This window comes from Sinorhizobium garamanticum (genome assembly GCF_029892065.1).
GTDB lineage: Bacteria > Pseudomonadota > Alphaproteobacteria > Rhizobiales > Rhizobiaceae > Sinorhizobium > Sinorhizobium garamanticum.
The window spans coordinates 2,509,401-2,535,681 of record NZ_CP120373.1; the positions used below are offsets into that span (position 1 = coordinate 2,509,401).

The 26,281-nt window shown below is 62.0% G+C and carries 26 protein-coding genes; 9 read left to right on the top strand and 17 right to left on the bottom strand.

Annotated features, from left to right (window positions below; genetic code table 11):
* A complete protein-coding gene (locus tag PZN02_RS11655) occupies positions 1-1,014 on the bottom strand; it encodes an AAA family ATPase (protein ID WP_280658154.1) in 1,014 nt (337 codons plus the stop codon).
* Positions 1,015-1,277: 263 nt separating this feature from the next.
* Here PZN02_RS11655 and PZN02_RS11660 point away from each other — a divergent pair, with 263 nt between their 5' ends.
* From PZN02_RS11660 to PZN02_RS11670, 3 genes are read left to right on the top strand one after another with little or no spacing between them, the layout of a single operon-like run.
* Positions 1,278-1,901 carry a DUF1285 domain-containing protein gene (locus PZN02_RS11660; RefSeq protein WP_280658155.1) on the top strand — a complete coding sequence of 208 codons (624 nt, stop codon included), beginning with the start codon at positions 1,278-1,280 and terminating at the stop codon, positions 1,899-1,901.
* Positions 1,898-2,530 carry a CoA pyrophosphatase gene (locus PZN02_RS11665; protein ID WP_280658156.1) on the top strand — a complete coding sequence of 211 codons (633 nt, stop codon included), beginning with the start codon at positions 1,898-1,900 and terminating at the stop codon, positions 2,528-2,530. Before PZN02_RS11660 ends, PZN02_RS11665 begins: the two co-directional genes overlap by 4 nt.
* Positions 2,527-3,789: a CCA tRNA nucleotidyltransferase gene (locus PZN02_RS11670; RefSeq protein WP_280658157.1), complete on the top strand. Its 1,263-nt coding sequence runs from the start codon at positions 2,527-2,529 to the stop codon at positions 3,787-3,789. The genes PZN02_RS11665 and PZN02_RS11670 overlap by 4 nt, the downstream gene beginning before the upstream one ends.
* An 81-nt stretch (positions 3,790-3,870) precedes the next feature.
* Here the strand turns inward: PZN02_RS11670 and PZN02_RS11675 are convergent, their stop codons facing one another.
* The gene (locus PZN02_RS11675) at positions 3,871-4,056 is read right to left on the bottom strand and encodes a DUF1059 domain-containing protein (protein WP_280658158.1); all 186 of its coding nucleotides are present in this window, start codon (positions 4,054-4,056) and stop codon (positions 3,871-3,873) included.
* Positions 4,057-4,406: 350 nt separating this feature from the next.
* Between PZN02_RS11675 and PZN02_RS11680 the strand changes: the two genes are divergently transcribed.
* Positions 4,407-4,952 carry an adenine phosphoribosyltransferase gene (locus tag PZN02_RS11680; RefSeq protein WP_280658159.1) on the top strand — a complete coding sequence of 182 codons (546 nt, stop codon included), beginning with the start codon at positions 4,407-4,409 and terminating at the stop codon, positions 4,950-4,952.
* A 26-nt stretch (positions 4,953-4,978) separates the two neighbouring features.
* Here PZN02_RS11680 and PZN02_RS11685 read toward each other — a convergent pair whose 3' ends face one another.
* From PZN02_RS11685 to ychF, 3 genes are all read right to left on the bottom strand, one after another.
* Positions 4,979-5,449 carry a MaoC family dehydratase gene (locus PZN02_RS11685; RefSeq protein WP_280658160.1) on the bottom strand — a complete coding sequence of 157 codons (471 nt, stop codon included), beginning with the start codon at positions 5,447-5,449 and terminating at the stop codon, positions 4,979-4,981.
* The gene (locus PZN02_RS11690) at positions 5,446-5,901 is read right to left on the bottom strand and encodes a MaoC family dehydratase (RefSeq protein ID WP_280658161.1); all 456 of its coding nucleotides are present in this window, start codon (positions 5,899-5,901) and stop codon (positions 5,446-5,448) included. Before PZN02_RS11690 ends, PZN02_RS11685 begins: the two co-directional genes overlap by 4 nt.
* Before the next feature lie 105 nt (positions 5,902-6,006).
* Positions 6,007-7,110 carry a redox-regulated ATPase YchF gene (ychF, locus tag PZN02_RS11695; RefSeq protein WP_280658162.1) on the bottom strand — a complete coding sequence of 368 codons (1,104 nt, stop codon included), beginning with the start codon at positions 7,108-7,110 and terminating at the stop codon, positions 6,007-6,009.
* 285 nt (positions 7,111-7,395) lie between these two features.
* Here ychF and clpS point away from each other — a divergent pair, with 285 nt between their 5' ends.
* Positions 7,396-7,707 (top strand): ATP-dependent Clp protease adapter ClpS, encoded by a 312-nt coding sequence (gene clpS / locus PZN02_RS11700; RefSeq protein WP_280658163.1) that lies wholly within the window; start codon positions 7,396-7,398, stop codon positions 7,705-7,707.
* Positions 7,708-7,723: 16 nt separating this feature from the next.
* Here the strand turns inward: clpS and pth are convergent, their stop codons facing one another.
* The 5 genes from pth to PZN02_RS11725 all read right to left on the bottom strand — a co-directional run bounded on the left by pth (position 7,724) and on the right by PZN02_RS11725 (position 14,004).
* Positions 7,724-8,443: an aminoacyl-tRNA hydrolase gene (pth, locus tag PZN02_RS11705; protein ID WP_280658164.1), complete on the bottom strand. Its 720-nt coding sequence runs from the start codon at positions 8,441-8,443 to the stop codon at positions 7,724-7,726.
* A gap of 174 nt (positions 8,444-8,617) precedes the next feature.
* Entirely contained in the window at positions 8,618-9,352 is a 735-nt protein-coding gene (locus PZN02_RS11710) for a substrate-binding periplasmic protein (RefSeq protein ID WP_280658165.1), read from the bottom strand.
* 25 nt (positions 9,353-9,377) lie between these two features.
* Positions 9,378-11,750 carry an EAL domain-containing protein gene (locus tag PZN02_RS11715; RefSeq protein ID WP_280658166.1) on the bottom strand — a complete coding sequence of 791 codons (2,373 nt, stop codon included), beginning with the start codon at positions 11,748-11,750 and terminating at the stop codon, positions 9,378-9,380.
* A gap of 287 nt (positions 11,751-12,037) precedes the next feature.
* Entirely contained in the window at positions 12,038-12,664 is a 627-nt protein-coding gene (locus PZN02_RS11720; RefSeq protein WP_280658167.1) for a 50S ribosomal protein L25/general stress protein Ctc, read from the bottom strand.
* 158 nt (positions 12,665-12,822) lie between these two features.
* The gene (locus PZN02_RS11725; protein ID WP_280658168.1) at positions 12,823-14,004 is read right to left on the bottom strand and encodes a benzoate/H(+) symporter BenE family transporter; all 1,182 of its coding nucleotides are present in this window, start codon (positions 14,002-14,004) and stop codon (positions 12,823-12,825) included.
* A 320-nt stretch (positions 14,005-14,324) separates the two neighbouring features.
* On the opposite strand from PZN02_RS11725, the gene PZN02_RS11730 reads away from it, so the two are divergent.
* The 3 genes from PZN02_RS11730 (at position 14,325) to PZN02_RS11740 (ending at position 17,593) form a co-directional block, all read left to right on the top strand.
* Entirely contained in the window at positions 14,325-15,281 is a 957-nt protein-coding gene (locus PZN02_RS11730) for a helix-turn-helix domain-containing protein (protein WP_280658169.1), read from the top strand.
* A 310-nt stretch (positions 15,282-15,591) separates the two neighbouring features.
* Positions 15,592-17,100, top strand: a complete 1,509-nt coding sequence (gene adh / locus PZN02_RS11735; RefSeq protein WP_280658170.1) for an aldehyde dehydrogenase — start codon at positions 15,592-15,594, stop codon at positions 17,098-17,100.
* 100 nt (positions 17,101-17,200) lie between these two features.
* Entirely contained in the window at positions 17,201-17,593 is a 393-nt protein-coding gene (locus PZN02_RS11740; protein WP_425336239.1) for a DUF779 domain-containing protein, read from the top strand.
* 3 nt (positions 17,594-17,596) lie between these two features.
* On the opposite strand, the gene PZN02_RS11745 is transcribed toward PZN02_RS11740, so the two are convergent.
* A complete protein-coding gene (locus tag PZN02_RS11745) occupies positions 17,597-18,502 on the bottom strand; it encodes a LysR family transcriptional regulator (protein WP_280658171.1) in 906 nt (301 codons plus the stop codon).
* 124 nt (positions 18,503-18,626) lie between these two features.
* Here PZN02_RS11745 and PZN02_RS11750 point away from each other — a divergent pair, with 124 nt between their 5' ends.
* Positions 18,627-19,661, top strand: a complete 1,035-nt coding sequence (locus tag PZN02_RS11750) for an aldo/keto reductase (RefSeq protein ID WP_280658172.1) — start codon at positions 18,627-18,629, stop codon at positions 19,659-19,661.
* A 67-nt stretch (positions 19,662-19,728) separates the two neighbouring features.
* On the opposite strand, the gene PZN02_RS11755 is transcribed toward PZN02_RS11750, so the two are convergent.
* The 6 genes from PZN02_RS11755 to lgt all read right to left on the bottom strand — a co-directional run bounded on the left by PZN02_RS11755 (position 19,729) and on the right by lgt (position 26,203).
* Positions 19,729-20,661 carry a ribose-phosphate pyrophosphokinase gene (locus PZN02_RS11755; RefSeq protein ID WP_280658173.1) on the bottom strand — a complete coding sequence of 311 codons (933 nt, stop codon included), beginning with the start codon at positions 20,659-20,661 and terminating at the stop codon, positions 19,729-19,731.
* 322 nt (positions 20,662-20,983) lie between these two features.
* Entirely contained in the window at positions 20,984-21,904 is a 921-nt protein-coding gene (locus PZN02_RS11760; protein ID WP_280658174.1) for a hypothetical protein, read from the bottom strand.
* Between the two features lie 141 nt (positions 21,905-22,045).
* Positions 22,046-23,197 (bottom strand): M24 family metallopeptidase, encoded by a 1,152-nt coding sequence (locus tag PZN02_RS11765; protein ID WP_280658175.1) that lies wholly within the window; start codon positions 23,195-23,197, stop codon positions 22,046-22,048.
* Position 23,198: 1 nt separating this feature from the next.
* Positions 23,199-23,993, bottom strand: a complete 795-nt coding sequence (pgeF, locus tag PZN02_RS11770) for a peptidoglycan editing factor PgeF (RefSeq protein WP_280658176.1) — start codon at positions 23,991-23,993, stop codon at positions 23,199-23,201.
* Positions 23,994-24,244: 251 nt separating this feature from the next.
* Positions 24,245-25,348, bottom strand: a complete 1,104-nt coding sequence (locus PZN02_RS11775; RefSeq protein WP_280658177.1) for a class I SAM-dependent methyltransferase — start codon at positions 25,346-25,348, stop codon at positions 24,245-24,247.
* A gap of 12 nt (positions 25,349-25,360) precedes the next feature.
* On the bottom strand, positions 25,361-26,203 hold the full coding sequence (gene lgt / locus PZN02_RS11780) for a prolipoprotein diacylglyceryl transferase (protein ID WP_280658178.1): 843 nt from the start codon (positions 26,201-26,203) through the stop codon (positions 25,361-25,363).
* Positions 26,204-26,281 lie beyond the last annotated feature (78 nt).

Below are 26,281 nucleotides of genomic sequence, written 5' to 3' on the forward strand. Positions count from 1 at the left end.
CTAACCCTTGGCTCGCTTCACCAGGCCGGCGATGACGTCGCGCACGGTCATGCCTTCCGCACGGGCGGCGAAGGTGAGCGCCATGCGGTGCTGCAGCACGGGTTCGGCAAGGGACAGGATATCGTCGGCGGAAGGCGCGAGCCGGCCGTCATAGAGCGCGCGCGCACGGGCGCACAGCATCAGAGCCTGGCCCGCGCGCGGACCCGGCCCCCAGGCGACATTCTTGTCGGTGGTCGAATTGCCGTTGCCGGGGCGGGCAGAGCGCACGAGCGACAGGATGGCATCGACCACCTTCTCGCCGACCGGCATCTGGCGGATCAGACTCTGGATCTGCAGGAGGCGCTGGGCGTCGATCACCGGTCGCGCTTCGGCTTCAGCGACGCCGGTCGTTTCCAGCAGTATTTGCCGTTCGGCGGCAAGCTCGGGATAGCCGACATCGACCTGCATCAGGAAACGGTCGAGCTGCGCTTCCGGCAGGGGGTAGGTTCCCTCCTGCTCGAGCGGGTTCTGGGTCGCAAGCACATGGAACGGCTGAGGCAGGTCCTTGCGGACGCCGGCAACGGTGATGTGATACTCCTGCATGGCCTGCAACAGCGCCGACTGCGTGCGCGGCGAGGCGCGGTTGATCTCGTCCGCCATCAGCAACTGCGTGAAGATCGGGCCGGGGATGAAACGGAACGACCGATAGCCTGCGGCGTCCTGGTCCATCACTTCCGAGCCGAGAATATCTGATGGCATCAGGTCGGGCGTGAACTGGATACGGCTGTTGTCGAGCCCAAGAACGGTACCGAGCGTGGCGACGAGCTTGGTCTTGGCAAGGCCCGGTACGCCGACGAGCAGCGCATGGCCGCCGGACAGCACGGCGAGCAGCGCCTGCTCGACGACGCTTTCCTGGCCGAAGATCACCTTGCCGACTTCGGCGCGTATGAGCGCGATCTCGCCCAGTGCGGCTTCCGCGGCCGCGACGATTGCCTTTTCGTCGGCCGCATCGGTCGCGCTTTTCATAACACTCATCGCAATTCTCCCAGATCGTCGCTGCTGAACCGAATCGCCATTGCCTAATATTCAGTCCCTATTTTTCAATTTAGACCCTGGCGGACGGCTGACAAGCCGCCGTCAACGCACTATGTCGTGAGCTTGCAGGACGCTCGCCGTGCATCCCGCATGCTCGTCGACGCGGACGGAATGCCTAAAGCCGGAGGCCGGAGCATCCCTCGCACGTTCATCTGAACGCGTTATGCTTCAGAAGCAAGATCGGGACCAAACGGGACGGAACGATGGCAGAAGCCAAGATTCAGCAAACGGGCGACGCCGCCGGCCTTGCCGCGCTGATTGGCCGCGCCGCCGGCGAAAGGGGTGGTGAAGCGCGGGGATTGCCGCCGGTCGACCGTTGGAATCCGCCGTTTTGCGGCAACATCGACATGGAAATCCGCGGCGATGGAACCTGGTTCTACATGGGAACACCGATCGGTCGCCAGCCACTCGTCCGGCTGTTTTCCACCGTCCTGCGCAAGGACGAGGACGGCAAGACCTACCTTGTCACGCCAGTGGAAAAAGTCGGCATCCGCATCGCCGATGCTCCGTTCATCGCCGTGGAAATGAGCGTTACTGTCAAGGATGGCGGAAATGTCCTGACATTTCGCACCAATGTCGGCGACGTGGTAGAGGCAGGGCCGGAGCATCCGCTTCGCTTCGTCGTCCATGGCGAAAATCGCGAATTGAAACCCTACCTTCATGTGCGTGGGCGGCTTGAGGCGCTCGTATCGAGGCCCGTCATGTACGACATTGTCGAGCTGGGCGAAACGGTCGAGATCAATGGCGTCGACATGTTCTGCGTCAAATCGGCCGGCGCGATCTTTCCGATCATGCCGGCGGCCGAGCTGGAAGCCCTGTCGCAATGACAAATCATCCCTTTTCCGCCGATGAGTTTCGCCGCAGGGCGCTCGCCCAGACAGGTGGACCGATTGAGACGGCCTGGCGCGATCACGGCGATTTCCTGCTCAATCCAAGCATCGTGCCCTACCTGGAAACCCTGCATTTGAAGGATGCGGCCGTGCTTGTGCCGGTCGTCGACGACGGTGAAGATGCGAGCGTGATCTTTACGCAACGGACGTCGACATTGCGCAAACACTCCGGCCAGGTCGCCTTCCCGGGCGGGGCCGTCGATCCCGAGGACGAGTCCATCGAAGTTGCGGCGCTCCGCGAGGCGCAGGAGGAGATCGGCCTCGACCCCCGTTTCGTCGAGACGATCGGCCGCCTGCCGCACTATATGGCCATGTCTGGCTTCCGCATCACGCCGGTGCTCGCGGTCGTCCAGCCGGGGTTCGAACTCGCGCCCAATCCGGAAGAGGTGGAAAGCGTGTTCGAAGTGCCGCTTTCTTTCTTGATGAACCCTGTCAACCACGGGCGCGGACGCAGCCATTGGCAGGGCGCGGAGCGGCAATTCTATCGCATGCCCTACGGCGAACGGAATATCTGGGGAATTACCGCGGGCATCGTCCGCATGCTCTACGAAAGGCTTTACGCATGACTTCCGTTGCCGCTGAGGCGTGGTTTCAGGCTCCCTCGCTCCGGCGCGTGTTCGACGTCCTGAACGTCGACGGCGGCGAGGTGCGCGTTGTCGGCGGCGCGATCCGCAACAGCCTCATGGGGCTGCCTGCGGGCGATGTCGACATGGCGACCACCTGGCAGCCGGAGGACGTTGCTGAACGGGCAAGGGCCGCGGGTATCAAGGTCGTGCCGACCGGTGTCGACCATGGCACGGTCACCCTCGTCATCGACAAGACGCCCTATGAAGTGACGACGCTGCGCCGCGATGTGGCAACCGACGGGCGCCGCGCCGAAGTGGCCTTCGGAACCGATTGGCGGGCGGACGCGGAGCGCCGCGACTTCACGATCAATGCTCTTTATGCGGACAGCAAAGGCCAGGTAATCGACCATGTCGGCGGCCTTGCCGACATCGAGAGCCGAACGCTGCGTTTCATCGGCAACGCCGCCGACCGCGTCCGGGAGGATTATCTGCGTATCCTGCGCTTCTTCCGGTTCTTCGCCTATTATGGCGCCGGCCGGCCGGACGCGGACGGGCTGAGAGCCTGCGCACGGGCGCGCGCAAAGCTCGCGACGCTTTCGGCGGAACGGGTCTGGTCCGAAACCAAGAAACTGCTCGCCGCCGATGATCCCGGCCGCGCGCTCCTGTGGATGCGCCAAGCCGGCGTGCTCACCGAGATCCTGCCGGAGACCGAGAAATGGGGCATCGACGCCATTCCCGGCCTGATTGCCGCCGAGAAGGCCTTTTCCTGGAAGCCGGATCCGCTGCTCAGGCTGGCGGCGATCGTTCCTCCGGATGCGGAACGGCTTGAGGCCATGGCAGCGCGATTGCGTCTATCGAAGGCGGAGGCCGCCTATTTCACGCGCTTTGCAAATGCTCCCGCGGTTCCCGCGACCCTTGCGGATGCGGCTCTCGACCGCCAGCTTTACCGCTATGGCGCCGAGGGGATCACAACGCGCCTGCGGCTTTCCCTGGCATCCTCGCGCCGCCAGTCCGAAAACGATCCGTCACTTCTTCCCGAAACGGCTGCGTTTCAGCGGCTTCTGTCGCGTGCGGAGAAGTGGAAGCGCCCGGTCTTTCCTGTGACCGGGGCCGATGTTCTCAAGGCCGGTGTTCCAGCCGGCCCGAAGGTCGGCAAGGTGTTATTGGAACTGGAAAACTTCTGGATCGAGCGCAATTTCACCCCCACCCGGGCAGCGCTCGCGGCCCGGCTCGAATCGATGGTGCCAGACACCAAGTGACATCGGTTGAAGGAGGCTGCTCCGCGCTTCCCCATCCCGCACGACCCGAACGGGGGCAAAGGCGGCCTTGCTCCACTCCGGTCAGGCGGCCTTGCTTTCGTCGACGATCCGAACCTTGATGTTGTTGATCATGTTCTCGCGTATCGTCGTTTCGCCATGGGTCACGCGCATGTGCTCCACAACACGACGGACGATTTCTGCATCATTGTCGGCGCGGGTGTGCCATTCACAACCCGGGACGAGCGAACCGCATTCAAACAAGCGCATGGTGCTGCTCCTTCCTCTGCTGCTGGCTCGACTGCATGTTTCCCTAAATCGTAGACGATTAAAACATGCAGCAACTCAAACTCCTACAGCGTCCTTCGCGAGTCTTATAAGACGCGCGGCGCTGTAGGTGCAGTCACGCCCCCATTGCGTGCCTTGCAAAATTCAAGCGCACCATTAACACCCGACGCCGACAAATTGTTCCACCTGTCCCGCGGAGATTTTACGGGAGCTGCGGTTGGCGGCGAAGGGTCAGCTTTCTGACGGCAACGCGAAGAAATTTCTATAAAATTGCACGTCCTTGATGTTATGGCTTTGCCTTCCTTGAGACTCGCAGAGGCTGTTTTCCTGTCATGACCGCGACCGTTCAATTGGAACTGATTTCCTCCATCCGGAGCATTCCGGATTACCCGAAGCCAGGCGTCATGTTTCGCGACATCACGACATTGCTCGGCAATCCGAAAGCCTTCCGCCGGGCGATCGACGAGCTCGTCCACCCCTATGCGGGAACCAAAATCGAGAAGATCGCGGGCATCGAGGCGCGCGGGTTCATTTTGGGCGGCGCGATCGCCCACCAGCTATCGGCCGGCTTCGTGCCGATCCGGAAGAAGGGCAAGCTGCCGCACGATACTGTTCGCATCGCCTATAGCCTCGAATATGGCGTGGACGAGATGGAAATGCACAGGGATGCGATCCAGCCGGGCGAGAAGGTGATCCTGGTCGATGACCTCATTGCCACCGGCGGAACCGCCGAGGGTGCCGTCAGGCTTCTGAACCAGATGGGCGCGGACATCGTAGCTGCCTGCTTCATCATCGATCTGCCGGAGCTTGGCGGGCGCAAGAAGCTCGAAGCCCTCGGCGTCAACGTCCGCACGCTGATCGAATTCGCGGGGCATTGAAGCGCTTGCAGCGCCTCAACTCAACGTCAGGTGAATTCGATCACCTTGCTTTCGAACTGGATGACGGTTTCGCCGTGCTGGTTCTCGCCTTCGCAAAGAATGGTGTTGATACGCCATCCGGGTCTCGACGCGACGGTCCGCGCTTCGAGAAAGGTGACCGCATAGGTTATCGTGTCGCCGGCATAGACCGGCTTCAGCCACTTAAGTTCGCGAAAGCCGGGTGAGGGGCCGAGTTTCGGCGCGTGCAGCCCCTCGGCCGCCAGGCGCCGGATCTCATCCTTCCAGAATCGCACGAAACATTGCATCCAGCCGGCGCTCGTGTGCCAACCGGACGCGCAAAGGCCACCGAAGAGCGAGTGCTTGGCTTCTTCCTCGTCGAGATGGAATGACTGCGGGTCGAAGTTGCGCGCGAAACGGACGATGTCTTCTGCCGTGAATGTCAGACTGCCGATCACGGTTTTTCGGCCGGCTGCGTAAATTTCCGCCAACGTCATCATAGCCGCTGCCCCCGGTCGCGGCGGCGGAAAAGGACGGAACATTCCGAAACCGCGATTGCTTCCCCCGTCTGGTTGTTGATCTCGTTGCGGAACTTGACGATGCCGACGCCAGGTTTCGACTTCGACTGCCTGGCTCCGAGCACCAGGCTGAAGCCCGTCAGCACGTCGCCTGCGAGCACCGGCCTCTTCCAATCCATGAAGTCGATGCCCGGCGAGCCTTGAGAGGAGGAATTGCCAAGAAAGGCGTCGATCATCATGCGCATGCCGATCGCGCTCGTGTGCCAGCCCGACGCTGAGAGCCCGCCGAGAATACTGCGCTTGCCGGCCTCTTCGTCCAGATGCATCGGTTGCGGATCGAACTCACTGGCGAAGGCGATGATGTCGGGCGCCTGCATCACGACTGGCTGATAGTCGAAGCGCCGCCCTGGCGTGAAGTCCTCGAAGTAGAGCATGCCGGCCTCCCTCGCTGCCGGAGATGTGCTGCTATGCGGCTCGACTGCATGTTTCCTTAAATCGAAGACAATTTAAGGACGGCGCCGTGCCGCATAGTCACCGCGTCAGGTGTTGAAGCGGAAATGAATGACATCGCCGTCCTGGACGACGTACTCCTTGCCTTCGTCGCGCGCCTTGCCGGCTTCCTTCGCGCCGGTTTCGCCGCCGAGCGAAATATAGTCATCATAAGCGATGGTGTTCGCACGAATAAAGCCGCGTTCGAAATCCGTGTGAATGACGCCTGCGGCCTGCGGCGCCTTCGTACCGCGCGGAATGGTCCATGCGCGTGTCTCCTTCGGGCCGACCGTGAAATAGGTGATGAGGTCGAGCAGCTTGTAGCCGGCGCGGATCAGCCGGTCGAGGCCGGCCTCCTCGAGGCCGAGCGCAGCAAGGAATTCCTTGGCTTCCTCTTCGGGCAATTGCGCAACTTCGGATTCGATCGCGGCCGAGATGACAACAGATTCGGCACCTTGGGCCTTTGCCATTTCGGCAACGGCGCGGGTGTGTTCATTGCCGGTAGCGGCGTCGCTTTCCGCGACGTTGCAAACATAGAGCACCGGATGGGCTGTGAGAAGATTGAGGCCCTGCAGAGTGCGGAGTTCGTCCGCATCGAGCTTCGAAAGCAGGGTCCGTACCGGCCTACCTTCCTGCAGGAGCTTCAGCGAGGCTTCCATCACGGGAAGCTGTGCCATCGCATCCTTGTCTTTGCCGACGGCGCGCTTGCGCATCTGTTCCGTACGCCGCTCCAGGCTTTCGAGGTCGGCGAGCATCAGTTCGGTTTCGATCGTCTCGGCATCGGCAACCGGGTGGATGCGGCCTTCCACGTGGGTGATGTCGTCATCCTCGAAGCAGCGCAGAACATGGACCACAGCGTCGACCTCGCGAATATTGGCGAGGAACTGGTTGCCGAGGCCTTCGCCCTTGGACGCGCCGCGTACGAGGCCGGCGATGTCGACGAAGGAGATGCGCGTCGGGATGATTTCCTTTGACTTCGCGACATCGGCGAGCTTGCGCATGCGCGGATCTGGAACCGCGACTTCACCGGTGTTTGGCTCGATCGTGCAGAAGGGATAGTTTGCTGCTTGCGCCGCTGCTGTCTTGGTGAGCGCATTGAAGAGTGTGGACTTGCCGACATTCGGCAGCCCGACGATACCGCATTTGAAGCCCATGGCTAAAAACCTGTCTTTCTCGGATTGCTTGGCGGTGCCTATGGGATAAAGGAGAGGAGCGGTCAAGCTCTTCGCGCGCTTCTGAAGCGCCGTGCGCCTTATCAGAGGCGGAAAGGACGCTACAGCACTTTGAATTGCCGCATGTTTCCTTGGATCGGGAACGATTTGAGGAAACATGCATCGGCCCTTATCACCTGGCTCTGCCTTGAATGCGGATGCCCGACGCGCAATATTGTGCTGCGCGATGGTGATCGCCTCCTCATGTCATCAACGGGTGGATTTCCGATGAGTGACAATGATGTTGCCGCAAAACCCAAGACCAGATCGAAGCCTAAGCTGCAGCGGCCGAAGCTCTACAAGGTCATTCTGGTCAACGACGACTACACCCCGCGTGAATTCGTGGTCATGGTCCTCAAGGCCGTCTTCCGCATGAGCGAGGAAACCGGCTACCGGGTGATGATGACGGCACACAAGCTCGGCACCTCGGTCGTCGTGGTCTGCGCCAGGGACATCGCCGAAACCAAAGCCAAGGAGGCGACCGATCTCGGCAAGGAAGCGGGCTTTCCGCTGATGTTCACGACCGAGCCGGAGGAGTAGGTTCGGCCGGCCCTCCTCAATCCCCCTTCGAGCCGAACATCTTCTTCAGCATCTCGGCCATAGGACCGGTGGTCGGAAGTTTTTTCGGCTGCGCGGCGGCGCGGGCCTGGTGGATGTGGGACTGCGCCGTCTGCTTCTTCGCCGCCTGCGGTTTTTCATCAGTCGGCTTGCCTCCGGTCGCCAGCGCGATCTTGTTCATGAGTTGTGAATCCTCCCCCTTGACCAGCATGTCCGCGTTGTCGGAGATGGTGTCGAGAAGCGGCGAAAGCCAGGCCTGATCCGCCTTGGCGAAGTCGCCAAGCACGTGGGCGTGCACCAGGTCCTTCACACCCGGGTGGCCGATGCCGAGGCGCAGGCGGCGGTAGTCCTTGCCGCAGTGGGCGTCGATCGATTTGATGCCGTTGTGGCCGCCGTGGCCGCCGCCGGTCTTGATCCGTGCCTTGCCGGCAGCAAGATCGAGTTCGTCGTAGATCACGACGATATCCTTCGGCGCTAGCTTGTAGAAGCGCATGGCTTCGCCGACGGCCTCTCCCGACAGGTTCATGAAGGTCTGAGGCTTCATCAGGAGCACGCGCTCGCCGGCGATCTCGCCTTCGGAGACTTCCGCCTTGAACTTCTTCGACCACGAGGAAAAGCTCGGGCGACGCTGTATCGCGTCGACGGCCATGAAGCCGATATTGTGGCGGTTGCCGGCATATTTCGAACCCGGATTGCCAAGTCCCGCGATAATCAGCATGTCGCCAAGCTCCTAGTGATTCCGCTCCACGCGATGTGGGCGGGGAGAAGGGTTATGCCGCGTCCTCCCAGTTCCCTCTCCCCGCGCGCGGGGGAGAGGGTTAGGGTGAGGGGCAATTCCACCACATTCCGTTATTTACACCCAAAATCATCGCGGCCCGGCCAAAGTCAACGCCTATTTCGCCGCCTGTTCGATGCGGTTCGGGCGCAGGCCGTAGCGCTCGAAGATCCGGTCCTGCGTGCCGTTGGCGATCAGACGGTCGAGTTCGGCCTGCATGCGGGCAACGGTCTCATCGGGCATATCCCGGTGGCAGGCGATGCCGTATTGCTTGCCTTCCAGCACCAATGCCGCCTCGACCGGTTTGCCGTCGGCCCGCATGGTCTCGAAGGTTTTTTCCGACGTCATGAGCAGATCGATGCGACCGGCCGCGAGCTTCTTCATGGTGGAGTCAAGACTGGCGGCATAGTCGATCTTCTCGAAGCCATGCGCCTTCAGATAGGTCGCGGAGAAGTCTTCTTGCTGCGTTCCGACGACGAACTGTTTGGCCTCATCGATCGTTTGCGGCGCGATCGCCGCACCCTTGCGCCGCACCAAGGTCAGGTGATCGACGAGCAGCGGTTCGATCCACTTGAAATTCCTGTCTCGCTCTGCGTCGTGAGCGGTGGTGAAAACGCAGTGGAAAGGCTGGCTTTCGGCAAGCGCAAAGGCGCGCGCCCAAGGCAGGACCTTAATCTCGTAGCGGAGATCGACGGCCTTCATGATCAGGGCGACCTGTTCGACCGATGCGCCATTCGCGCCGCTGGCGGTCGAGAAGTTGTAGGGCGGATATTCCTCGGTGACGAAATGGATCGTCTCGGCGTGAGCGGTGGCGGAAAGACTGAGCAGGAATGCCAGGATCAGATGCTTCACGCCCTTTTCTCCTTTTCGATCGGCGCTATGCCGGATTGGCCGCTTTGGCTTCGGAGTCATTCTCCAGGAGAGCCAGCATGCCATCGATCGGCATGGGCCGGCTGAAGAGATAACCCTGGCCATTGTCCACGCCGAGCTTGCGCAGAAGCTGCCATTGCTCCTTCGTCTCGATCCCTTCGGCGACGACCGTGCATCCCATCTGATGCGAAATGGTGCGAATGCCCTTGATGAGCATGCGGCTCTTGCGCCTGACGTCGGCGGTGCCGGAACTCAGCGACCGGGTAAAGGACTGGTCGACCTTGACGATATCGACGGGGAAGCGATTGAGGTAGCTCAGGGACGAATAGCCGGTGCCGAAATCGTCAAGCGCGATGCGGCAGCCGAACTCGTTGAGTTGCTTCAGGACGGCGTGAACCTCGGGATTGTCCAGCATCAGCACCGCCTCGGTGATCTCGATGACGATCCTCTGCGGCGAAATGTGGTGCTTGAGCAGCAGCGCAGCGAGCTTGTGGGGCAGCGTCAGCTCGAACTGCAGCGGCGAGAAGTTGACCGCCAGATAGGTGTTCTGCGTTCCATCCAGTTCGGAGATCGCGGCGAGATGGCGGATCGCCTTGTCGAGCACGCGGTCGCCGATACGGCCGATCGTGCCTGTCTCCTCGGCAATGCCGATGATCTTGCCGGGCGGCATCAGCCCCTTTTCCGGGTGATTGAGACGCATCAGAGCCTCGAAACCGACAATCTGGCCGTCGGCCAGGCTGACGATTGGCTGTAGCCATGACTCGAACCAATCCTCTTTCAGGCCAGTTTCGATGCATTGCTCGATCTCATGGCGCTCGCGTGCGGCGTCGAGCATGCTCGCATCGAAAATCCGCACGCCGTTCTTGCCGTCGCGCTTGCGCGCATACATAGCCATGTCCGCCTTCAGGAGAAGGTCTGAGGCGCTTGCCGCATGCGTCGGGTAGACGGAAACGCCGACACTCGCGCTGACCGACAGTTCGTTGCCGGCAATCGGCATCGGCTCGCGCAGTGCCTCGCAGATGCGCTCGGCAATCTCGCTGGCGAGAGCGAAGACATCCGTTGCGGCAACGAGAATGGCGAACTCGTCGCCGCCGAGCCTCGACATCACATCATCCACGCCGAGCGTCGTGCGGATCAGTTCCACGGTCCGGCGCAAAACGGCGTCGCCCGCGGCGTGGCCGAAATTGTCGTTGATCCATTTGAAGCGGTCGAGGTCGATAAACAGGCAGGCAAGCTGCATGCCGCACGCGTCGGCGTTGCGGATCGCGTCGTCGAGCGCGCTTTCGAAGCCCTGACGATTGAGCAGCCCGGTCAGGTGATCGGTGATCGCCTGGGCATGGTTGCGGCTCTCCGCCTGCTTGAGCGCCGTGACATCGGTCATGACGGATAGCGAGAGATTGCCACCATGGTCCATTTCCGATTCCAGGATCAGGACGGTCATGAACTCGCCGTCGGCCTTGCGGAAGGGCAGTGTTACTTCGCTGATATTGTCATTGTCGACCGCGGTCGTCTTTGCGCGAAGGCGATAGGCTTCGTGCCACAGCGGATCGATGAAATCGGTGAAGTTGCGGCCGATGACCTCCTCGCGGGCATAGCCCGTCGCAAGCAACCAGTAATCGCTGACGGCGCTCAGCCTGTTTGCCGCGTCGAGCGAGAAGAGCATGGCCGGCGTCAGATTGTATGTCTCAGTTGCGCGGTCATGGGCAATCTTGAGTTCGGTTTCCTCGCGTTCCAGACGATCCTGCATCTCGTTGAAGTTTGCGGCGAGCGAACCCATTTCGTCGTCCGAGGTCCAGTCGACCCGGTGGCGGGATCCCAGCCGCCGTGTCGCCTCGATCGCGGCGGTCAGTCGCATCAGCGGGCGGATCACCGTGAAGCGATTGCCGACGAGGGCCGCCGCAAAGACGATCGCGACCGCAAAAAGGAGAATGGCGAGAACGGTCCATTCGTCCTTGCTGAAGCGCGAGAGGATGCCGGGCGTTGGGACGACGACCTCGAGCGTCCCGACCTCCTTGATGCCCTCGACGCTGTCAAAGGCGATCGCGGTCTTCAGGGAGCGGCTTGCGGTCGTGCCCCCAGTACTTCCCTTCGGCAATTGAGCAAGGATATTTCCACTCGCATCGCGAATGGCGACGGCGCGAATATCGGTGGCGTTCATCAGCGAGCGGGCGATCCGGTCGATGCCTTGCTGGTCGAAATCCCAGATCGGCTTGCCGAGTGCCTCGCCGCTTGCCTCCATCAGAAGCTCGATATTCTGGAGGCGCTCGCGTGCGACACGTTCGCTGGATATGGTGAGGAAGAGTGCGAGCAAAGGGGCGACGAATACAAACATCGCGCCGCCGATGATCGCAACAAACCGGTTTTCCACCGAGTGCATCATCGCATGCCCCCCTCGGCAGTTGCTGCCACTTTATTCATTGCTAGTTCTCTTGGACTGCCACCGACGTCTCCCCGCCGGCAGAACATCATTAAATCCTTAAATGTTGCTGAAGTTGCACGCCGAGATTTCATGAGAACGAAGACTTGCATTAGCGGATGATGATGCTTGGCAAAAGCCAAGTCCGGGCGGTCTCACGTCGACCGGAAATGAAAAACCCGCCCCATGTGACATGGAGCGGGTTTGTCTTGTCAGCCGTCAGTGTGGCTGGCGGATACGCGAAACGCAGATTATTCCTCTGCTTCGCCCTCAGCCTCTTCTGCTGCTGCTTCTTCTTCTTCCTCGGCTTCCATCACGCGGCCGGCGATCGTGGCAACCGTGAAGTCGCGATCGGCGATAACCGGGGTCGCGCCTGCCGGAAGCTTGATGTCCGAGATGTGGACGGTGTCGCCGATGTTGAGGCCGGTGAGGTCGACCGTCAGAAACTCCGGAATGCTGTCGGCGGAGACGTTCAGCTCGACTTCATGGCGAACGATGTTCAGCGCGCCACCGCGCTTGAGACCCGGGGACTTCTCTTCGTTTTCGAAGTGAACCGGGACCTGAACGGAAACCTGGCTGTCCTTCGAGACGCGCAGGAAATCGACATGCATCGTGAAGTCGCGGACAGGATCCAGCTGGTAGTCCTTCGGCAGGACGCGGATCTTCTCGCCGTTGACGTCGATGATCGCAACGGTGGTCATGAAACCGCCGGCGTGTATCTTCATCGTCACTTCCTTGGTGGCGAGCGCGATGGAAAGCGGGGGCTGCTTGTCACCATAGATGACAGCTGGGATAAGACCGTTGCGGCGAAGTTCGCGGGAGGACCCCTTACCAACCCGTTCGCGCGTCTCGGCCTTGAGCTCGTAAGTCTGGCTCATGGGTAGACCTTTCTGGTTATTTGGAGAGTTCGTCCGTCAAAAAGCGGAAAAACCTGAAGCTGACTGGCAGCTTCATCCGCGTTGCCTCCAAGGGTGTCTGCGCGGACGCGCGGTCCATAGCCGAGTATGGGCGGAAATGCAAGGCGAGGCGGGGCGGTTCACGCCTTTCGCTTGGAAAAGCGGGCGAGCGCGAGCATGAGGCCACCGGCGATAAGACCCCAGAAGGCACCGGAGACGCCGCCGAAGCTGACGCCCGATGCGGTTACCAGAAAGGTGATGGCGGCGGCTTCGCGCGTCTGACTTTCGCTGAAGGCGGCCATGGCGGAGCTTGCAAAGGCGCCGACAAGGGCCAGCCCGGCGACGGCCTCGATGAGCACAGGGGGCGCGAGACTGACGAAGGTGGTAACGGCGCCGGCGAGCAGACCGAAGAGGATATAGGCAATGCCTGCATTGATCGCCGACCAGTAGCGGCGGGCGCGGTCGGGATGGGAGTCGACGCCGGCGCACATGGCAGCGGTAATCGCCGCCAGATTGACCGCGTGGCCGCCGAAGGGCGCACTCAGCATCGAAAAGAGGCCGGTCGTTGCAAAGAGCGGACCGGGATTCGGGTGGTAGTCGTTGACCTTGAGAACGGCGATGCCGGGAATGTTCTGCGACGCCATCGTCACGATGAAGAGCGGCAGGGCGATGCTGACCGTGGCGGCGGCGTTGAAGACCGGGAAGACGAATTCGGCTTGGGGGATCAGCGCCGAGGAAAGCCTTGCAAAGATGCCGTCGGGCATTTCTATGCCGAAGGCGATGACGAGGACAAAGGCGAGGAGGGCGGCCGGCACGGCATAGAGCTTGTGGATGCTGCCGACCAGCGCCCAGGCGAGAACGATCGGCAGGCCGAAGAGGGGGTTGAAGGCGATTGCCTTGGCTGGTGCGAAGCACAGTCCGATGAGCACGCCGGCAAGCATTGCGTTCGCCAACGCCGGGGGGATCGAGGAAACCGTTCTGCCGAGCGGCCTCCAAAGCCCGGCGATAACGATCAGCAGGCCGCAAATGAGAAAGGCGCCGACCGCGGCATTGAAACCGCCCTCGACGGCGGTCGAGCTTGCGAGCAATGCCGCGCCAGGGGTTGACCACGCGATGCTGATCGGCAGCCGCGTCACAATGCTGATGACGATTGCACATACCCCCATCGAAATCGACAGTGCCATCAGGCCGGAAGCGGCCTGGGCGTCGGTTGCTCCCACGCCGGCAAGTCCGTTCAGGATAACGGCGAAAGAGCTCGCAAAGCCGACAAAGGCGATCAGCAGGCCCATGAACAGGCTTTGAGGGGAAAAATCGCGAAGCATGACGGACAACCGAGTGTTGCGGGGCGTGCGGGGAAGCGACTCTGTAGCACATCCTATTGGATCTTTCCTTATGGTTCCCGACTCAAAGATAAAAAACATGCAGAAATTCAAAGTGCTACGGTGTCCCTTGCGCGTCAGATGGACACGCGGGGCCGTATCGGTACCGCTCGGTTGATATATCCATGAAGGGGTTTTGTTGCGCGACCTTCGTCTGGCTGGACCGGCCGTGCAATCGATGCCTATAGTGGCACCGCGGCGGGTATCCATTGGGAGATCGGCAGACCTGTCGCTGCCGGAGGACGCTTTTAGGGAGGGAGCGTATGCCTGCTGTCAGGGATCATTCCGAACACGTCTACAGGATCGCGCATCAATCGTCGGCTGCGGCGAGTTCGCCGGTTGCGGCATCGTGGCGCCGCTGCATGACGCTGCACGGACTGGCGCCGGAGGAGGTCCGTTCGCCCTGGCGGCTTACGGATAACGAGTTCCAACAGGCGTACGAGCGCTCCGGCGTGTTGGTTGCGGAAGCGACCGCAGAACTCGATCGGCTGTTCGCTGTCATCGGCAAGGCCGGGTGCTGTCTTCTGTTGACCGACGACAAGGGCGTCGCGCTCGAACGCCGCGGCGCGGTCGGAGACGATGCTGAATTTCGCGACGTCGGTCTATGGTCGGGAACCGTGTGGAGCGAGGCGAGCGTCGGTACAAATGGCATCGGCACGGCCATCGCGGACGAGCGCGCCGTCGTCATCCAGCGTGACCAGCATTTTTTGAGCCGCAATATCGGACTGAGTTGCGCTACGGCCCCGATCCGGGACGAGGCGGGCCACCTTGCGGGGGCGATCGACATTTCCACCTGCCGCGACGACGCGTCCGAGGCGACGGTGTCGATCCTTTCCCAGGCCGTGCGCGACGCCGCCTCCCGCATCGAGGCCAATCTTTTCCGGCGAGCTTTTGCCGGTGCGCGCATCGTGCTCGTACCGGTGGACAGGGCAGGGCCGGCCTTGCTTGCGGTCGACCGCGACGACCTCGTCCTTGGTGCGACCCGCGCCGCGCGGCAACGGCTCGGCCTCGACGACAGGCGGATTGCAGCGGGTGTTCCCGCTTCCGACTTGCTACAGGAGGAGCCGCCCGGTGACGGAGGGGAACTGCCGGATGCCGAGCGGGCGGCCCTTCGCCGCGTGCTGTCTCGTGCGAAAGGCAACGTCTCGATGGCAGCTGACCTTCTTGGAATCAGCCGCGCCACGCTCTACCGCAAGATGAAGCGGCTTTCGCTGAACTGAAGGGCCGCGCGAGGAGGGCCCTCACCCTAACCCTCTCCCAGCCAGCGGGGAAGAGGGGACTTGGGCGGCCGCGGCACACCGCTGCTCCCGGCTGCGGGGAGAAAGTGCCGGCAGGCGGATGAGGGGCGGACAAACTGGAAAATTCGTTCAATTCCGACCGATGCTGCGCTGCAGCACGGCGAGCCGAGCCGGCCTGTCTCAATTCTGAAACAGATGGCACCGCCAAGTGCGGCGGCTCTCTATCGCAGTTCGATATTCGGCCTCACCCTTCTTCGCACAGCAAAGGACTGCTGTTCGAAGGGAGGAAATCATGCTGCATCAGAAGATTGTCGAGAACCCGTACAAGCAGAAATATGGAAACTTCATTGGCGGCGAATGGCGGGAGCCGGTCGCGGGCCGCTATTTCGACAACACGACGCCTGTCACCGGCGGCACGCTTTGCCAAGTCGCCCGTTCCGATGCCGCCGATATCGAAGCCGCGCTCGATGCTGCGCATGCGGCGCGAGAAAAATGGGGGCGGACGTCGACGACGGAGCGCTCCAACATCCTGATGAAAATCGCCGACCGCATGGAGGCCAATCTGGAGCTTCTGGCGCGGGCGGAAACCTTCGACAACGGCAAGCCGATCCGCGAGACCATGGCGGCGGACATTCCGCTGGCGATCGATCACTTCCGTTATTTCGCCGCTTGCATCCGCGCTCAGGAAGGCTCGATCGGCGAGATCGACCACGACACGGTTGCCTATCATTTCCACGAGCCTCTCGGGGTCGTCGGGCAGATCATCCCCTGGAACTTTCCGATCCTGATGGCCGCATGGAAGGTGGCCCCCGCACTTGCCGCCGGAAACTGCGTCGTGCTGAAGCCGGCCGAGCAGACGCCGGCCTCCATTCTCGTCTGGGCGGAACTCGTTGGCGACCTCCTGCCCCCGGGCGTGCTGAACATCGTCAACGGCTTCGGCCTTGAAGCCGGCAAGCCGCTCGCCACAAGCCCCCGCATCGCCAAGATCGCTTTCACCGGCGAGACGACGACCGGGCGGCTGATCATGCAATATGCCAGCCAGAACCTCATACCGGTGACGCTCGAGCTCGGCGGCAAGTCGCCGAATATATTCTTCGCCGATGTGCTTAACGAGGACGACGACTATTTCGACAAGGCACTTGAGGGCTTTGCGATGTTCGCGCTCAATCAGGGCGAGGTCTGCACCTGCCCGAGCCGCGCGCTGGTTCAGGAAAGCATCTATGACCGTTTCATGGAGCGGGCGCTGAAACGGGTCGAGGCGATCCGCCAGGGCAACCCGCTCGACCAGGCGACGATGATCGGCGCACAGGCATCGAGCGAGCAACTCGAAAAGATCCTCGCCTATATCGAGATCGGCAAGGAGGAGGGCGCCGAGGTGCTGACCGGTGGTGGGCGCAACGTGCTCGAAGGCGAATTTTCCGAGGGCTATTATGTCAAGCCGACCGTGTTCCGCGGTCACAACAGGATGCGCATCTTCCAGGAGGAGATTTTCGGACCCGTTGTTTCGGTGACGACCTTCAAGACCGAGGCCGAGGCGCTGGAGATCGCCAACGACACGCTCTACGGCCTGGGGGCGGGCGTGTGGAGCCGCGATGCCAACCGCTGCTATCGCTTTGGACGCGCCATCCAGGCTGGCCGCGTCTGGACCAATTGCTACCATGCCTATCCGGCGCATGCGGCTTTCGGTGGCTACAAGCAGTCAGGCATCGGCCGCGAGACGCACAAGATGATGCTCGACCATTACCAGCAGACCAAGAACATGCTGGTGAGCTACAGCCCGAAGGCGCTCGGCTTCTTCTGATCCTCATTGTTCGATCCCGGCGGCGGCGATCGCCGGTGATCCTCCCGGCGGGCTCCCGATATTTCATCGGGGGCCTGTCGGTCGTACGGGAAGGGAGAAAATGATGACGGAACCAAATGGCGAGTCGCGCGTACTTGCGACCGATGCGGCAATCGACCTCATCCGCGAAATCCGGCGCGATCATCCGGGTATACTGTTTCATCAATCGGGCGGCTGCTGCGACGGCTCGTCGCCGATGTGCTATCCGGCTGGCGACTATATCGTCGGAGAAAATGACGTGAAGCTCGGTGAGATCGATGGCGTGCCGGTCTATATCAGCGCTAGCCAGTATGAAGTCTGGAAGCACACGCAACTGATCATCGATGTCGTTCCGGGCAGGGGCGGGATGTTCTCCCTCGACAATGGCCGGGAGAAGCGTTTTTTGACGCGCTCACGTCTGTTCGGTGGAGGCGAGGGTTGCGCCGTGGCCGCTCCAGCGTCCACCGGCGGGTAGGCGCTATTTCGGCCCACGTCCGATCCTTGCCGCCAGATCGAGAAATGCCCGCAGTTTGGGCTGTGTCTGGGCCTTGGCAGGAAAATAGATGAAGAGGCCCGGCGATTTCGGCAGATAGGCCTGGAGCGTGCGTTCGAGACGCCCGGCTGCGACTGCCTCGCGGACCGACGGCTCGGGTAGATAGGCCAGCCCCATCCCGGCTTCCGCCATTTCAACGAGCAGAAGGAAGTCGTTGACGGTCAGCCCACCAGGAGCGTCGACGGAGAAATCGCGCCCCGCGCGCTCAAACTCCCAGCGATAGATCATGCGCGAAGTGGGATAGCGGTAGCGGATCGCCTCGTGCCGCGTCAGTTCCTCCGGCGTTGCCGGGCGTCCCCGTTTGGCGAAATAGGACGGAGCGCCGACCACGGCCCAGGTAATGTCGGGAGTGAGCCTGACGGCCACCATATCCTTTTCGACGGCCTCGCCGATGCGGATGCCGGCATCGAAGCCGCGTTCGGTGATATCGATCGCCGCGTCATCGATCGAGATTTCTACGGACACGTCCGGGTAAGCCTGCCGAAAGCGCGGCAGCAGCGGTGTCAGAACGAGCGGGATCGCCATGCGCGGGACGGACAGGCGGAGGTTGCCGATCGGCCGGTCGCGAAAACCGCCAAGCAGATCATAGGCTTCGGCGATCTCGGATGCCGCTGGGCGTACGCGCAGCAGGAATGCGCTGCCTGCCTCCGTCAGAGCCACGCGGCGCGTCGTGCGAACGAAGAGCTGAACACCAAGCCGATTCTCGAGCGCCTTGATCGTTTGGCTGACGGCATTCGGCGTAACGCCGAGCTTGGCCGCGGCGGTGGTGAAGCTGCGATGCTCCGCCACTGCCAGAAATTCCATCAAACCGCTGAAGGGGTCGACTGCCACTGTCGCGCCATTATGAAGTTTTTCTTCATAACCTTTATAGCGATATCCTATTTTTCGCAATAATCCGTTTTGGCATGATCATCGCCAACAGCAATGCGGCCCATCGGGCAGAACGGAGGAAAACATGCAGTACACAACACTTGGCAATACCGGTCTCGTGGTTTCGCGTCTCGCTTTCGGCGCCATGACCTTCACGGCGGGCGACCGCAGCATCGGCGCAGTCTACAAGACGGATGCCGAGGCGGCGGCTGCTCTGGTCGGGAAGGCGCTGGATGCCGGCATCAATTTCTTCGATACGGCCGACGCGTACGCATCCGGTCAGTCGGAGCGCATTCTTGGCGAGGCGCTCAGATCGCGCCGCGATGAGGTGGTGATCGCCACCAAGGTCGGCTTTCGCACCGGCATGCCGCTGACGCAGGCCGGTCTCTCCCGTCGCCACATTCTTTGGTCCGTGGACCAGAGCCTAAAACGGCTCGGCACCGACTGGATCGACGTCTACCTCGTCCACAAGGAGGACCCCTACACGCCGCTCGAAGAGACATTGTCGGCGCTCGACGAGGTCGTCCGCTCTGGCAAGGCGCGCTACATCGGCTTCTCAAACTGGTCGGCCTGGAAGGTCGCGGCGGCGCTCGAAATCCAGAAGGCCGCCGGCTTCGCGCGCTTCACGCATGGCCAGATGCATTATTCCCTGCTCGGCCGGGACGTCGAACGCGACGTGGTCCCGATGATGCAGCGTTACGGCCTGGGAATGACGGTGTGGAGCCCTCTTGCCGCGGGCTTCCTCTCCGGTAAGTACACCCGCGATAATCTCGGTGATCCCGACAATCGCTATTCCGGCTTCGACATACTGCCTTTCGACAAGGAGCACGGCTTCCGGCTCGTCGAGCGCATGCGCACGATCGCCGACGCGCACGGGGCAAGCGTCGCGCAGGTGGCGATTTCCTGGCTGCTGGCGAAGGATGCAGTGACCAGCGTGCTGCTCGGCGCCTCCAAGCTGCATCAACTGGAGGACAATCTCGGCGCCGCCGAGCTCGCGTTGACGGAAGGCGAGATAGCGGCACTCGACGCAGAGACCGTGCCGGCACCCGTCTATCCGAACTGGTTCATCGACAATCTCGCCGACCAGCCGGTGGCGCAGCTCCTGGGCAAAGGTCGATAAGCGAAAATGCCTGCAGCGCCGCGAGTCTTGTTAGACGCGCGGCGCTCTAGTCTCGAACCGAACGATCTCAGTCGAAGAGGCTCGAAACCGATTCTTCCTGGCTGGTACGGCTGATAGCTTCGCCGATGAGCGCGGCGGTCGAGATTACGCGGACATTATGCGCCGACTGGACGGCTGTCGTCGGCTGAATGGAATCGGTGATGACCAGTTCCTTCAGCATGGACGAGGCGACGCGGGTCACCGCACCGCCGGAGAGGACGCCGTGGGTGATGTAGGCGGTGACGCTGGTGGCGCCGTTCTTCAAGAGGGCCTCGGCGGCATTGCAGAGCGTGCCGCCGGAATCGACGATGTCGTCGATCAGGATGCAGTCCTTGCCGTTGACATCGCCGATTACATTCATGACTTCCGATTCACCTGGGCGATCGCGGCGCTTGTCGACGATCGCCAGCAGACAGTCGAGCCGTTTGGCCAGCGCGCGGGCACGCACGACGCCGCCGACGTCAGGCGAGACCACCATGACGTTCTTCAAGTCGTAGTTCTCCTTGACATCGCGCGCCAGGATCGGAACGGCATAGAGATTGTCGGTCGGGATGTCGAAGAAGCCCTGGATCTGGCCGGCATGTAGATCAAGGGTGAGGACGCGGTCGGCGCCTGCTCTGGTAATGAGATTGGCGACCAGCTTGGCGGAGATCGGCGTGCGCGGTCCGGGTTTGCGGTCCTGCCGGGCATAGCCGAAATAGGGAAGCACGGCGGTGATGCGGCGGGCGGACGAGCGGCGCACCGCGTCGATCATGATGAGCAGTTCCATCAGATGATCGTTGGTCGGAAACGAGGTGGACTGGACGATGAACACATCCTCGCCGCGCACGTTTTCACCGATTTCGACGAAGATTTCCTGGTCGGCGAACCGCCTTACTGTAGCTTTGCCGAGGGGCAGGTTGAGATAGTTGCAGATCGCTTCGGCAAGCAGCCGGTTCGAATTGCCTGCGAAAACCTTCATTGACGGTCCGCCTTGAGCTGGCGCGGCCTCCGTCCGGGTGCAGTCCGGGGCGGTTTTCTCCGCGCAAATTCCGTAAGCCATTCCGATCGCGGGCAATCTTTACGGACGGCCGCTGTTCAGAGCTGATCGGCCGCTTTTTAGCGTCCCTGAACTTGAATGCAAGGGGGAATGCTGCGGCGCAAAGGCCATTACCCTAAAAACTTTGTGTCAGCCGCCAAGATCACGACAATTCTGGGTCGGCCGCACCGATAATCATAGATCGTCATCGATTTTAGTATCTTGGACCGGGGATACGGCGAAAAACCCCTCGGCACGCCGTTTCTCATCCTGCTCTGGATTGCCGCCAATCGAGGTAGGCCTTGATCGTTTTGGTGGCGATTGCCTGCATTGTTTCCGGCGGCACCGCGCTCCAGGGCTCGGCGGCCGTGCTTGCAACGGTATCCTGTCCCTGGATACGGTGCAGGCGGTTGCCGCTGCCATCGAGAATGTCCCAGACATAGACGACCGTCGTCTTGCCGCCGTCGTTGAGCGCCGAAAAATAGCCCTTGAGGATGTGCTCGCTCGTCGCGTCCGCGGAGCTCTTGATCGCCAAGCCCTGCGCGCGGGCGTCGGCGCCGAGCTGTTTTGAAAGCGGCGTCACGGCCTCGACCGGTGCGCCGATGATCGGCAGGAAGCGAATGCCCGCGCCGCTTGCGGCTTCTGGCGAGGCGGCAGCGTGGTTAACCTCTTGCGGCGCTGCGGCTGCTGGCGTCGAGGATTGCTGCCGGGCCGGCTCCTGCCGAGGAGCGGGGCTTTCTATGCGCGTGGTCTGGACCTTCCTTACCTCAACCTGCGTGGTCCCGTCTTGTTCGATCTCGTCTCGCCCAGTCTCGCCTTGTACGGTCTCGCCTTGTACGGTCTGGGCCTGCCCTGTCTGGATCGGTGCCCCACCTTCGGCAAGGCGGTTTGCCTGGGCGTCGAGCGTGCCGGCAGGATCCGTATAGGTTGCGTCGCCTGTGGCATATTGCGTCGGCGGGTTGGAGATGTTCGGCTGCGCAGAGAAGGCGGGGCTTGGTGGCACGCTTTGCACCGGAACGATGGCCGTTTGCGTCGACATGGTGTCGAGATCGGATTGCGTCACGGGCGGGGAACGGAAGGTTCCGGCGCCCACGTCCACCTGCGGTATCAGCACGTCCGTGCTGTTGCAGGCTGCTAGTGCTGTTGCAAGACCAAGGCTTGCGATAGGCATGATCAGCTTACGCATCGTTCCCACCGTCCGTCTCGACTCTAACAGTCGGAGCGGGAGGGGTGGTTCGCACGTCCTGATCCCGTTCCGATTTCGCGACAGTTTCTACGAAGCTGCCTCCGTTCGTCCGTCTCGGTCGGAAATCATAGGCGGATTTCCTTACGCAGAAATGAAGTCCAGTCCGTAACGTGAGAGTGCGCGCGGCTTATCCGGTGTCGTGAGATAGGTCTGGCCGAGGGTCATGGCCGTTCCGCTGTCGGAATCCATGATGATCATGTGCACGAAGAGCGACATGTCCGGCTCGATCTCCTGAGGGTTGCCGACATGGAACATCTGATGCTCCATCCAGGAGGGCGAGAAGCGCGCGCCAAGAGAATAGCCGCAGGCGTTCAGCCGGTGGCGGGCGAGGCCGCGTTCGTCCATGATCCTGGCGTGGACGTCGAAGACGGTGCCGAAGGTGTTGCCGGGACGGAGCACCATTTCGATCGCCTGGATCGTCTCGCGGCAGGCGCTGTAGAGCTCGCGGTGGCGGTTGGTCGGCTCTCCGATCACGACGGTGCGCATCATCGCCGCATGGTAATGGGCGCTGACGCCTGCCCATTCGAGGGTTAGCTGGTCGTTGGCATCGAGCGTGCGCCGGCCCGACTTGTAGCGGCAGAGCAGGGCGTCGGCGCCCGAGCCGATGATGAATTCGTTGGCCGGATAGTCGCCGCCGCCTGCAAAGACCGCGCCCTGCATAGCCGCCAGAATGGCGGCCTCGCTGCCACCGGGGCGGATCAATGGCAGAGCCGCTTCGAGCGCGTCGTCGGCGAGGCTGGCTGCCTTTTCGACATGGGCGACTTCGGCGGGGCTCTTGATCAGACGAAGGCGGCTGACAAGCAGCGAGGCGTCGATCAATTCGCCGAAGTTGGCGAGTTGATTGTCGACGAGTCGTGCCGTTCTGCCGGTCATGCCGTGCGTGTCGTATTCGACGCCGATGCGGCAGCCGAGCAGATCGAGTTCGTTGAGGAGATTCTTGAGGTCCACCGCCGGATCGGAATTGACGCGGTCCACCCAAATTTCAATGCGCTCGATGTTGGACGTGTGACGCGCCTGGCGCAGGTCGGCCGAGCGCGTTAAGAGCACCATCGAGCCGTCTCTCTTGACGACCAGCGTCTGAAAGAAGCAGTAGCCGAACGTATCGTAACCGGTCAGCCAGTACATGCTCTCCTGGGCAAAGAGCAGCAGGGCGTCGAGCTTTTCTTCCTGCATTCTGGCTGTCAGCCGCGCAAGGCGGGCTGCATATTCCTCTGCCGCAAACTGAAGCGCCATTTCAAATCTCCCGTATGCAGATCGCCGACATCTGTCGGCCGTAGTCTGGCTCCTGTCTGTGTGTCGTGCGGCGGTAGGAAAAGAAACGGTCCTCGTCCGCGTAAGTGCAGATGTTGAGGTTTTCCGCCGTCACGCCAGCCTCCATCAGTCGCCGGATCGTTAGCCCCGGCAGGTCGAACATGGCATGGCCGTTCCGTCCCGAGGGGCTGAAAAAAGATGCGTAGTCCTCGTCGGCGGCGATGAACCGTTCGACGAATTCGGCTCCGACCTCATAGTGTGTTCGGCTGATGGACGGGCCAAGGCAGGCGATGATCCGGTCGCGGCGCGCGCCGAGGGAGATCATCGCTTCGATGGTGCTTTCAAGAATCCCGCCGAGGGCGCCTTTCCAACCGGCATGGGCCGCACCGATCACGCCGGCTTGCGGATCGGCGAAGAGCACAGGCCCGCAATCGGCCGAAAGAACGCCGAGCACGATGCCCGGGGTCGCGGTCACGAGCGCGTCGGCATCCGGGCGCGCGCCATCATAGCTGCCGTCAACGACGACGGCATCCGGCGAGTGGATCTGGTGAACAGTTGCAAGGCGCCGCGGCTCGGCATCAAACCAGCGCGCCACGCGCGCCCGGTTTTCGCCGACGCGCTCGCGGTCGTCCTTCGAGCCGAGGCCGACATTCAGGCCGCGATAGATGCCTTCGGAAACGCCGCCCTTGCGGGTGAAATAGCCGTGTGCGATCGCCGGTCCCGCCTGGGCGCTGAAGAGCGGACTCTGAACCGGGGAAAGCGAGGCATCGTCCTGCATAGGTGTTCTCGCCCTTGCTATCTTAAGGTTTCATTGGAATTTGGGGCGCGTCGCGGCCCGGTGATTTGCGGCTGATTTGCGGCGCGATGTTGACGCGGCATGCCGGCACTGTCAATCGCCGAACCGCCACCGGCCCGCTGCAAGTTTCCTAAAACCGGAATCGACTCGAGGGTAAAACATGCAGCAATTCAAAGTTCTGCCGTGGTCGTCACGCGTCTGAAAAGAGGCATGGCGCTGCAGACGTTTGATCGTCACTGTGCCTTTTTCTGGAACGGCGCCAGCGTGACTTCGGGACTGCTGACAGCCAGCACCTTGAACAGCTCGCCCATCTTGCCGGCTCCCGAACCCGCGAGTCGTTCGACGGCGGAGCGAATGCCTTCCTGGGTCAGCGTGTCCTTGCCGCGGCCGAGTGCCGCCGCCCGCTCGAGCAGCCCAAGGCCGACGAGGAAATCACCCTGATGGGCAAGTCCGTTGACCTGCACCCCCTCCGCCTTCGCGCGACGGGCAAGCTGCTCGAAATCGACATGGCTCGTGAGATCCGCCTGGCCGGGACTGGCAAGCGGAGGATCGTAGCGATGCTCGCGCACCGCCTGCAGCGTGTCCCCGTAGCCGGTCGCCAGATGTCCGTAGTCGATGATGATCGCCGTGCCGCCGCCGGCGCGGAGGCGCTCGCACAGCACGGCCATGACAGCGTCGCGCGCCGGCGCGATCTCGAAAATCGTACCTTCGCCGACCGATTGCGCCGGCGACGGCAGAAGCGACGGATCGATGCCCGCGACGCCGGCCGCAAAGGTCAATTCGTCATCAGCATCGAGACCAATCACGCGTTCACGGAACCCCTGCGCGGTGCGAATGAATTGGCGGATGGGAACTGCGTCGAAAAGCTCGTTTGCAGCAAGCAGGAGAAAGCCTGCCGGCAAGGTTTCGAAGCTCTCGTGCCAATGAGTCTTGCCCTCGTGTCCCGCGAGCGTTTCGGCCTGTACTTTCTGCAGCCGCTCGCTCGTCTCCACGAGATGTACGCTGGCCGACCGATAGAGATCAGGTGCCAGGCGAGCGATGACACGCAGCATGTCGGACATCATCGTACCTCGGCCCGGGCCGATCTCGGCGATGATCGCGGGCTCGGGGCGGCCGTGCTCCTGCCATGCATGCACCAGGAATATGCCGATCATCTCGCCGAAAAGCTGGCTGATCTCCGGGGCGGTGGTGAAATCGCCGGCGCGGCCGAACGGTTCGCGAGCACGATAGTAGCCGTGCTGCGGATCGGCGAGGCAGAGTGAAAAATAGTCGGTGACGCTGATCGGCCCGTTGGCCTTGATCAGCGCCTTGATCTTGTCGGCAAGAGGATTCGTCATGCACCCGTCCAGTTATGCGGTCGCTGCTGCCCGGCGTGCGCGCGCGATCGCCCATATGCCTGCGAGCGCCATAGGCAGCGAAAGCACCATGCCCATGGTCAGCCAGCCGCCGGCCAGATAGCCGATCTGAGCGTCCGGTTCGCGGAAGAATTCGACAAAAATGCGGCTCGCAGAATAGCCGCAGACGAATATGCCGGTGACCAGGCCGGGTATCCTCAGCGCTTTGCGGCGATAGACAAAATAGGCGAGCACCAGAAGGAGCAGAATGCCTTCGAGCGCCGCCTCATAGAGCTGGCTCGGGTGGCGTGAGAAGGGTCCGCCGGTCGGAAAGACGATCGCCCAAGGCGCCGAGGACAAACGTCCCCAGAGCTCGCCGTTGATGAAGTTGGCAATGCGGCCGAAGAACAGGCCGATCGGCACAACGGTTGCGACAACATCGAACAGGCTCCAGACCGCAATGGCGTTCCGCCGCGCGAAGACGATCATTGCGAACGTCGTACCGAGGAGACCGCCATGGAACGACATGCCGCCGTTCCAGATTTCGACGGCGCGGATCGGATTCTGCAGGACAGAGCCCAGATCGTAGAAGAGGATGTATCCAATGCGCCCGCCAAGGACGATGCCGGCGGCAACCCAGAGCAGGAAATCGTCAAGCTGCGTCAGGTTGAAGGCGGGGGTCTCGTTGCGCCAGAGCGCCGTGTTCTGGACGATGCGACGCGCGTAAAGCCAGCCGATGAGAATGCCCGCGACATAGGCGAGGCCGTACCAATGAACGGCAAGCGGCCCGATCGTGAAGATGACGGGATCGATCTCCGGGAAAGGGAGGATGGCAAGGCGGGTGGCGATTGTTTCCAAGGTCTTGTCTCGTGCCGGCCAGTTGTTTTGGCGGAACATGGCGATCGAATTCGAGCGGGTCAAGCCGCCGTGTGCAGC

Excerpts from the sequence above, each read along its gene's own strand:
- PZN02_RS11655 (WP_280658154.1), bottom strand. The coding sequence starts at position 1,014 with ATGAGTGTTATGAAAAGCGCGACCGATGCGGCCGACGAAAAGGCAATC.
- PZN02_RS11660 (WP_280658155.1), top strand. The coding sequence starts at position 1,278 with ATGGCAGAAGCCAAGATTCAGCAAACGGGCGACGCCGCCGGCCTTGCC.
- PZN02_RS11665 (WP_280658156.1), top strand. The coding sequence starts at position 1,898 with ATGACAAATCATCCCTTTTCCGCCGATGAGTTTCGCCGCAGGGCGCTC.
- PZN02_RS11670 (WP_280658157.1), top strand. The coding sequence starts at position 2,527 with ATGACTTCCGTTGCCGCTGAGGCGTGGTTTCAGGCTCCCTCGCTCCGG.
- PZN02_RS11675 (WP_280658158.1), bottom strand. The coding sequence starts at position 4,056 with ATGCGCTTGTTTGAATGCGGTTCGCTCGTCCCGGGTTGTGAATGGCAC.
- PZN02_RS11680 (WP_280658159.1), top strand. The coding sequence starts at position 4,407 with ATGACCGCGACCGTTCAATTGGAACTGATTTCCTCCATCCGGAGCATT.
- PZN02_RS11685 (WP_280658160.1), bottom strand. The coding sequence starts at position 5,449 with ATGATGACGTTGGCGGAAATTTACGCAGCCGGCCGAAAAACCGTGATC.
- PZN02_RS11690 (WP_280658161.1), bottom strand. The coding sequence starts at position 5,901 with ATGCTCTACTTCGAGGACTTCACGCCAGGGCGGCGCTTCGACTATCAG.
- ychF (WP_280658162.1), bottom strand. The coding sequence starts at position 7,110 with ATGGGCTTCAAATGCGGTATCGTCGGGCTGCCGAATGTCGGCAAGTCC.
- clpS (WP_280658163.1), top strand. The coding sequence starts at position 7,396 with ATGAGTGACAATGATGTTGCCGCAAAACCCAAGACCAGATCGAAGCCT.
- pth (WP_280658164.1), bottom strand. The coding sequence starts at position 8,443 with ATGCTGATTATCGCGGGACTTGGCAATCCGGGTTCGAAATATGCCGGC.
- PZN02_RS11715 (WP_280658166.1), bottom strand. The coding sequence starts at position 11,750 with ATGATGCACTCGGTGGAAAACCGGTTTGTTGCGATCATCGGCGGCGCG.
- PZN02_RS11720 (WP_280658167.1), bottom strand. The coding sequence starts at position 12,664 with ATGAGCCAGACTTACGAGCTCAAGGCCGAGACGCGCGAACGGGTTGGT.
- PZN02_RS11725 (WP_280658168.1), bottom strand. The coding sequence starts at position 14,004 with ATGCTTCGCGATTTTTCCCCTCAAAGCCTGTTCATGGGCCTGCTGATC.
- PZN02_RS11730 (WP_280658169.1), top strand. The coding sequence starts at position 14,325 with ATGCCTGCTGTCAGGGATCATTCCGAACACGTCTACAGGATCGCGCAT.
- adh (WP_280658170.1), top strand. The coding sequence starts at position 15,592 with ATGCTGCATCAGAAGATTGTCGAGAACCCGTACAAGCAGAAATATGGA.
- PZN02_RS11740 (WP_425336239.1), top strand. The coding sequence starts at position 17,201 with ATGATGACGGAACCAAATGGCGAGTCGCGCGTACTTGCGACCGATGCG.
- PZN02_RS11750 (WP_280658172.1), top strand. The coding sequence starts at position 18,627 with ATGCAGTACACAACACTTGGCAATACCGGTCTCGTGGTTTCGCGTCTC.
- PZN02_RS11755 (WP_280658173.1), bottom strand. The coding sequence starts at position 20,661 with ATGAAGGTTTTCGCAGGCAATTCGAACCGGCTGCTTGCCGAAGCGATC.
- PZN02_RS11760 (WP_280658174.1), bottom strand. The coding sequence starts at position 21,904 with ATGCGTAAGCTGATCATGCCTATCGCAAGCCTTGGTCTTGCAACAGCA.
- PZN02_RS11765 (WP_280658175.1), bottom strand. The coding sequence starts at position 23,197 with ATGGCGCTTCAGTTTGCGGCAGAGGAATATGCAGCCCGCCTTGCGCGG.
- pgeF (WP_280658176.1), bottom strand. The coding sequence starts at position 23,993 with ATGCAGGACGATGCCTCGCTTTCCCCGGTTCAGAGTCCGCTCTTCAGC.
- PZN02_RS11775 (WP_280658177.1), bottom strand. The coding sequence starts at position 25,348 with ATGACGAATCCTCTTGCCGACAAGATCAAGGCGCTGATCAAGGCCAAC.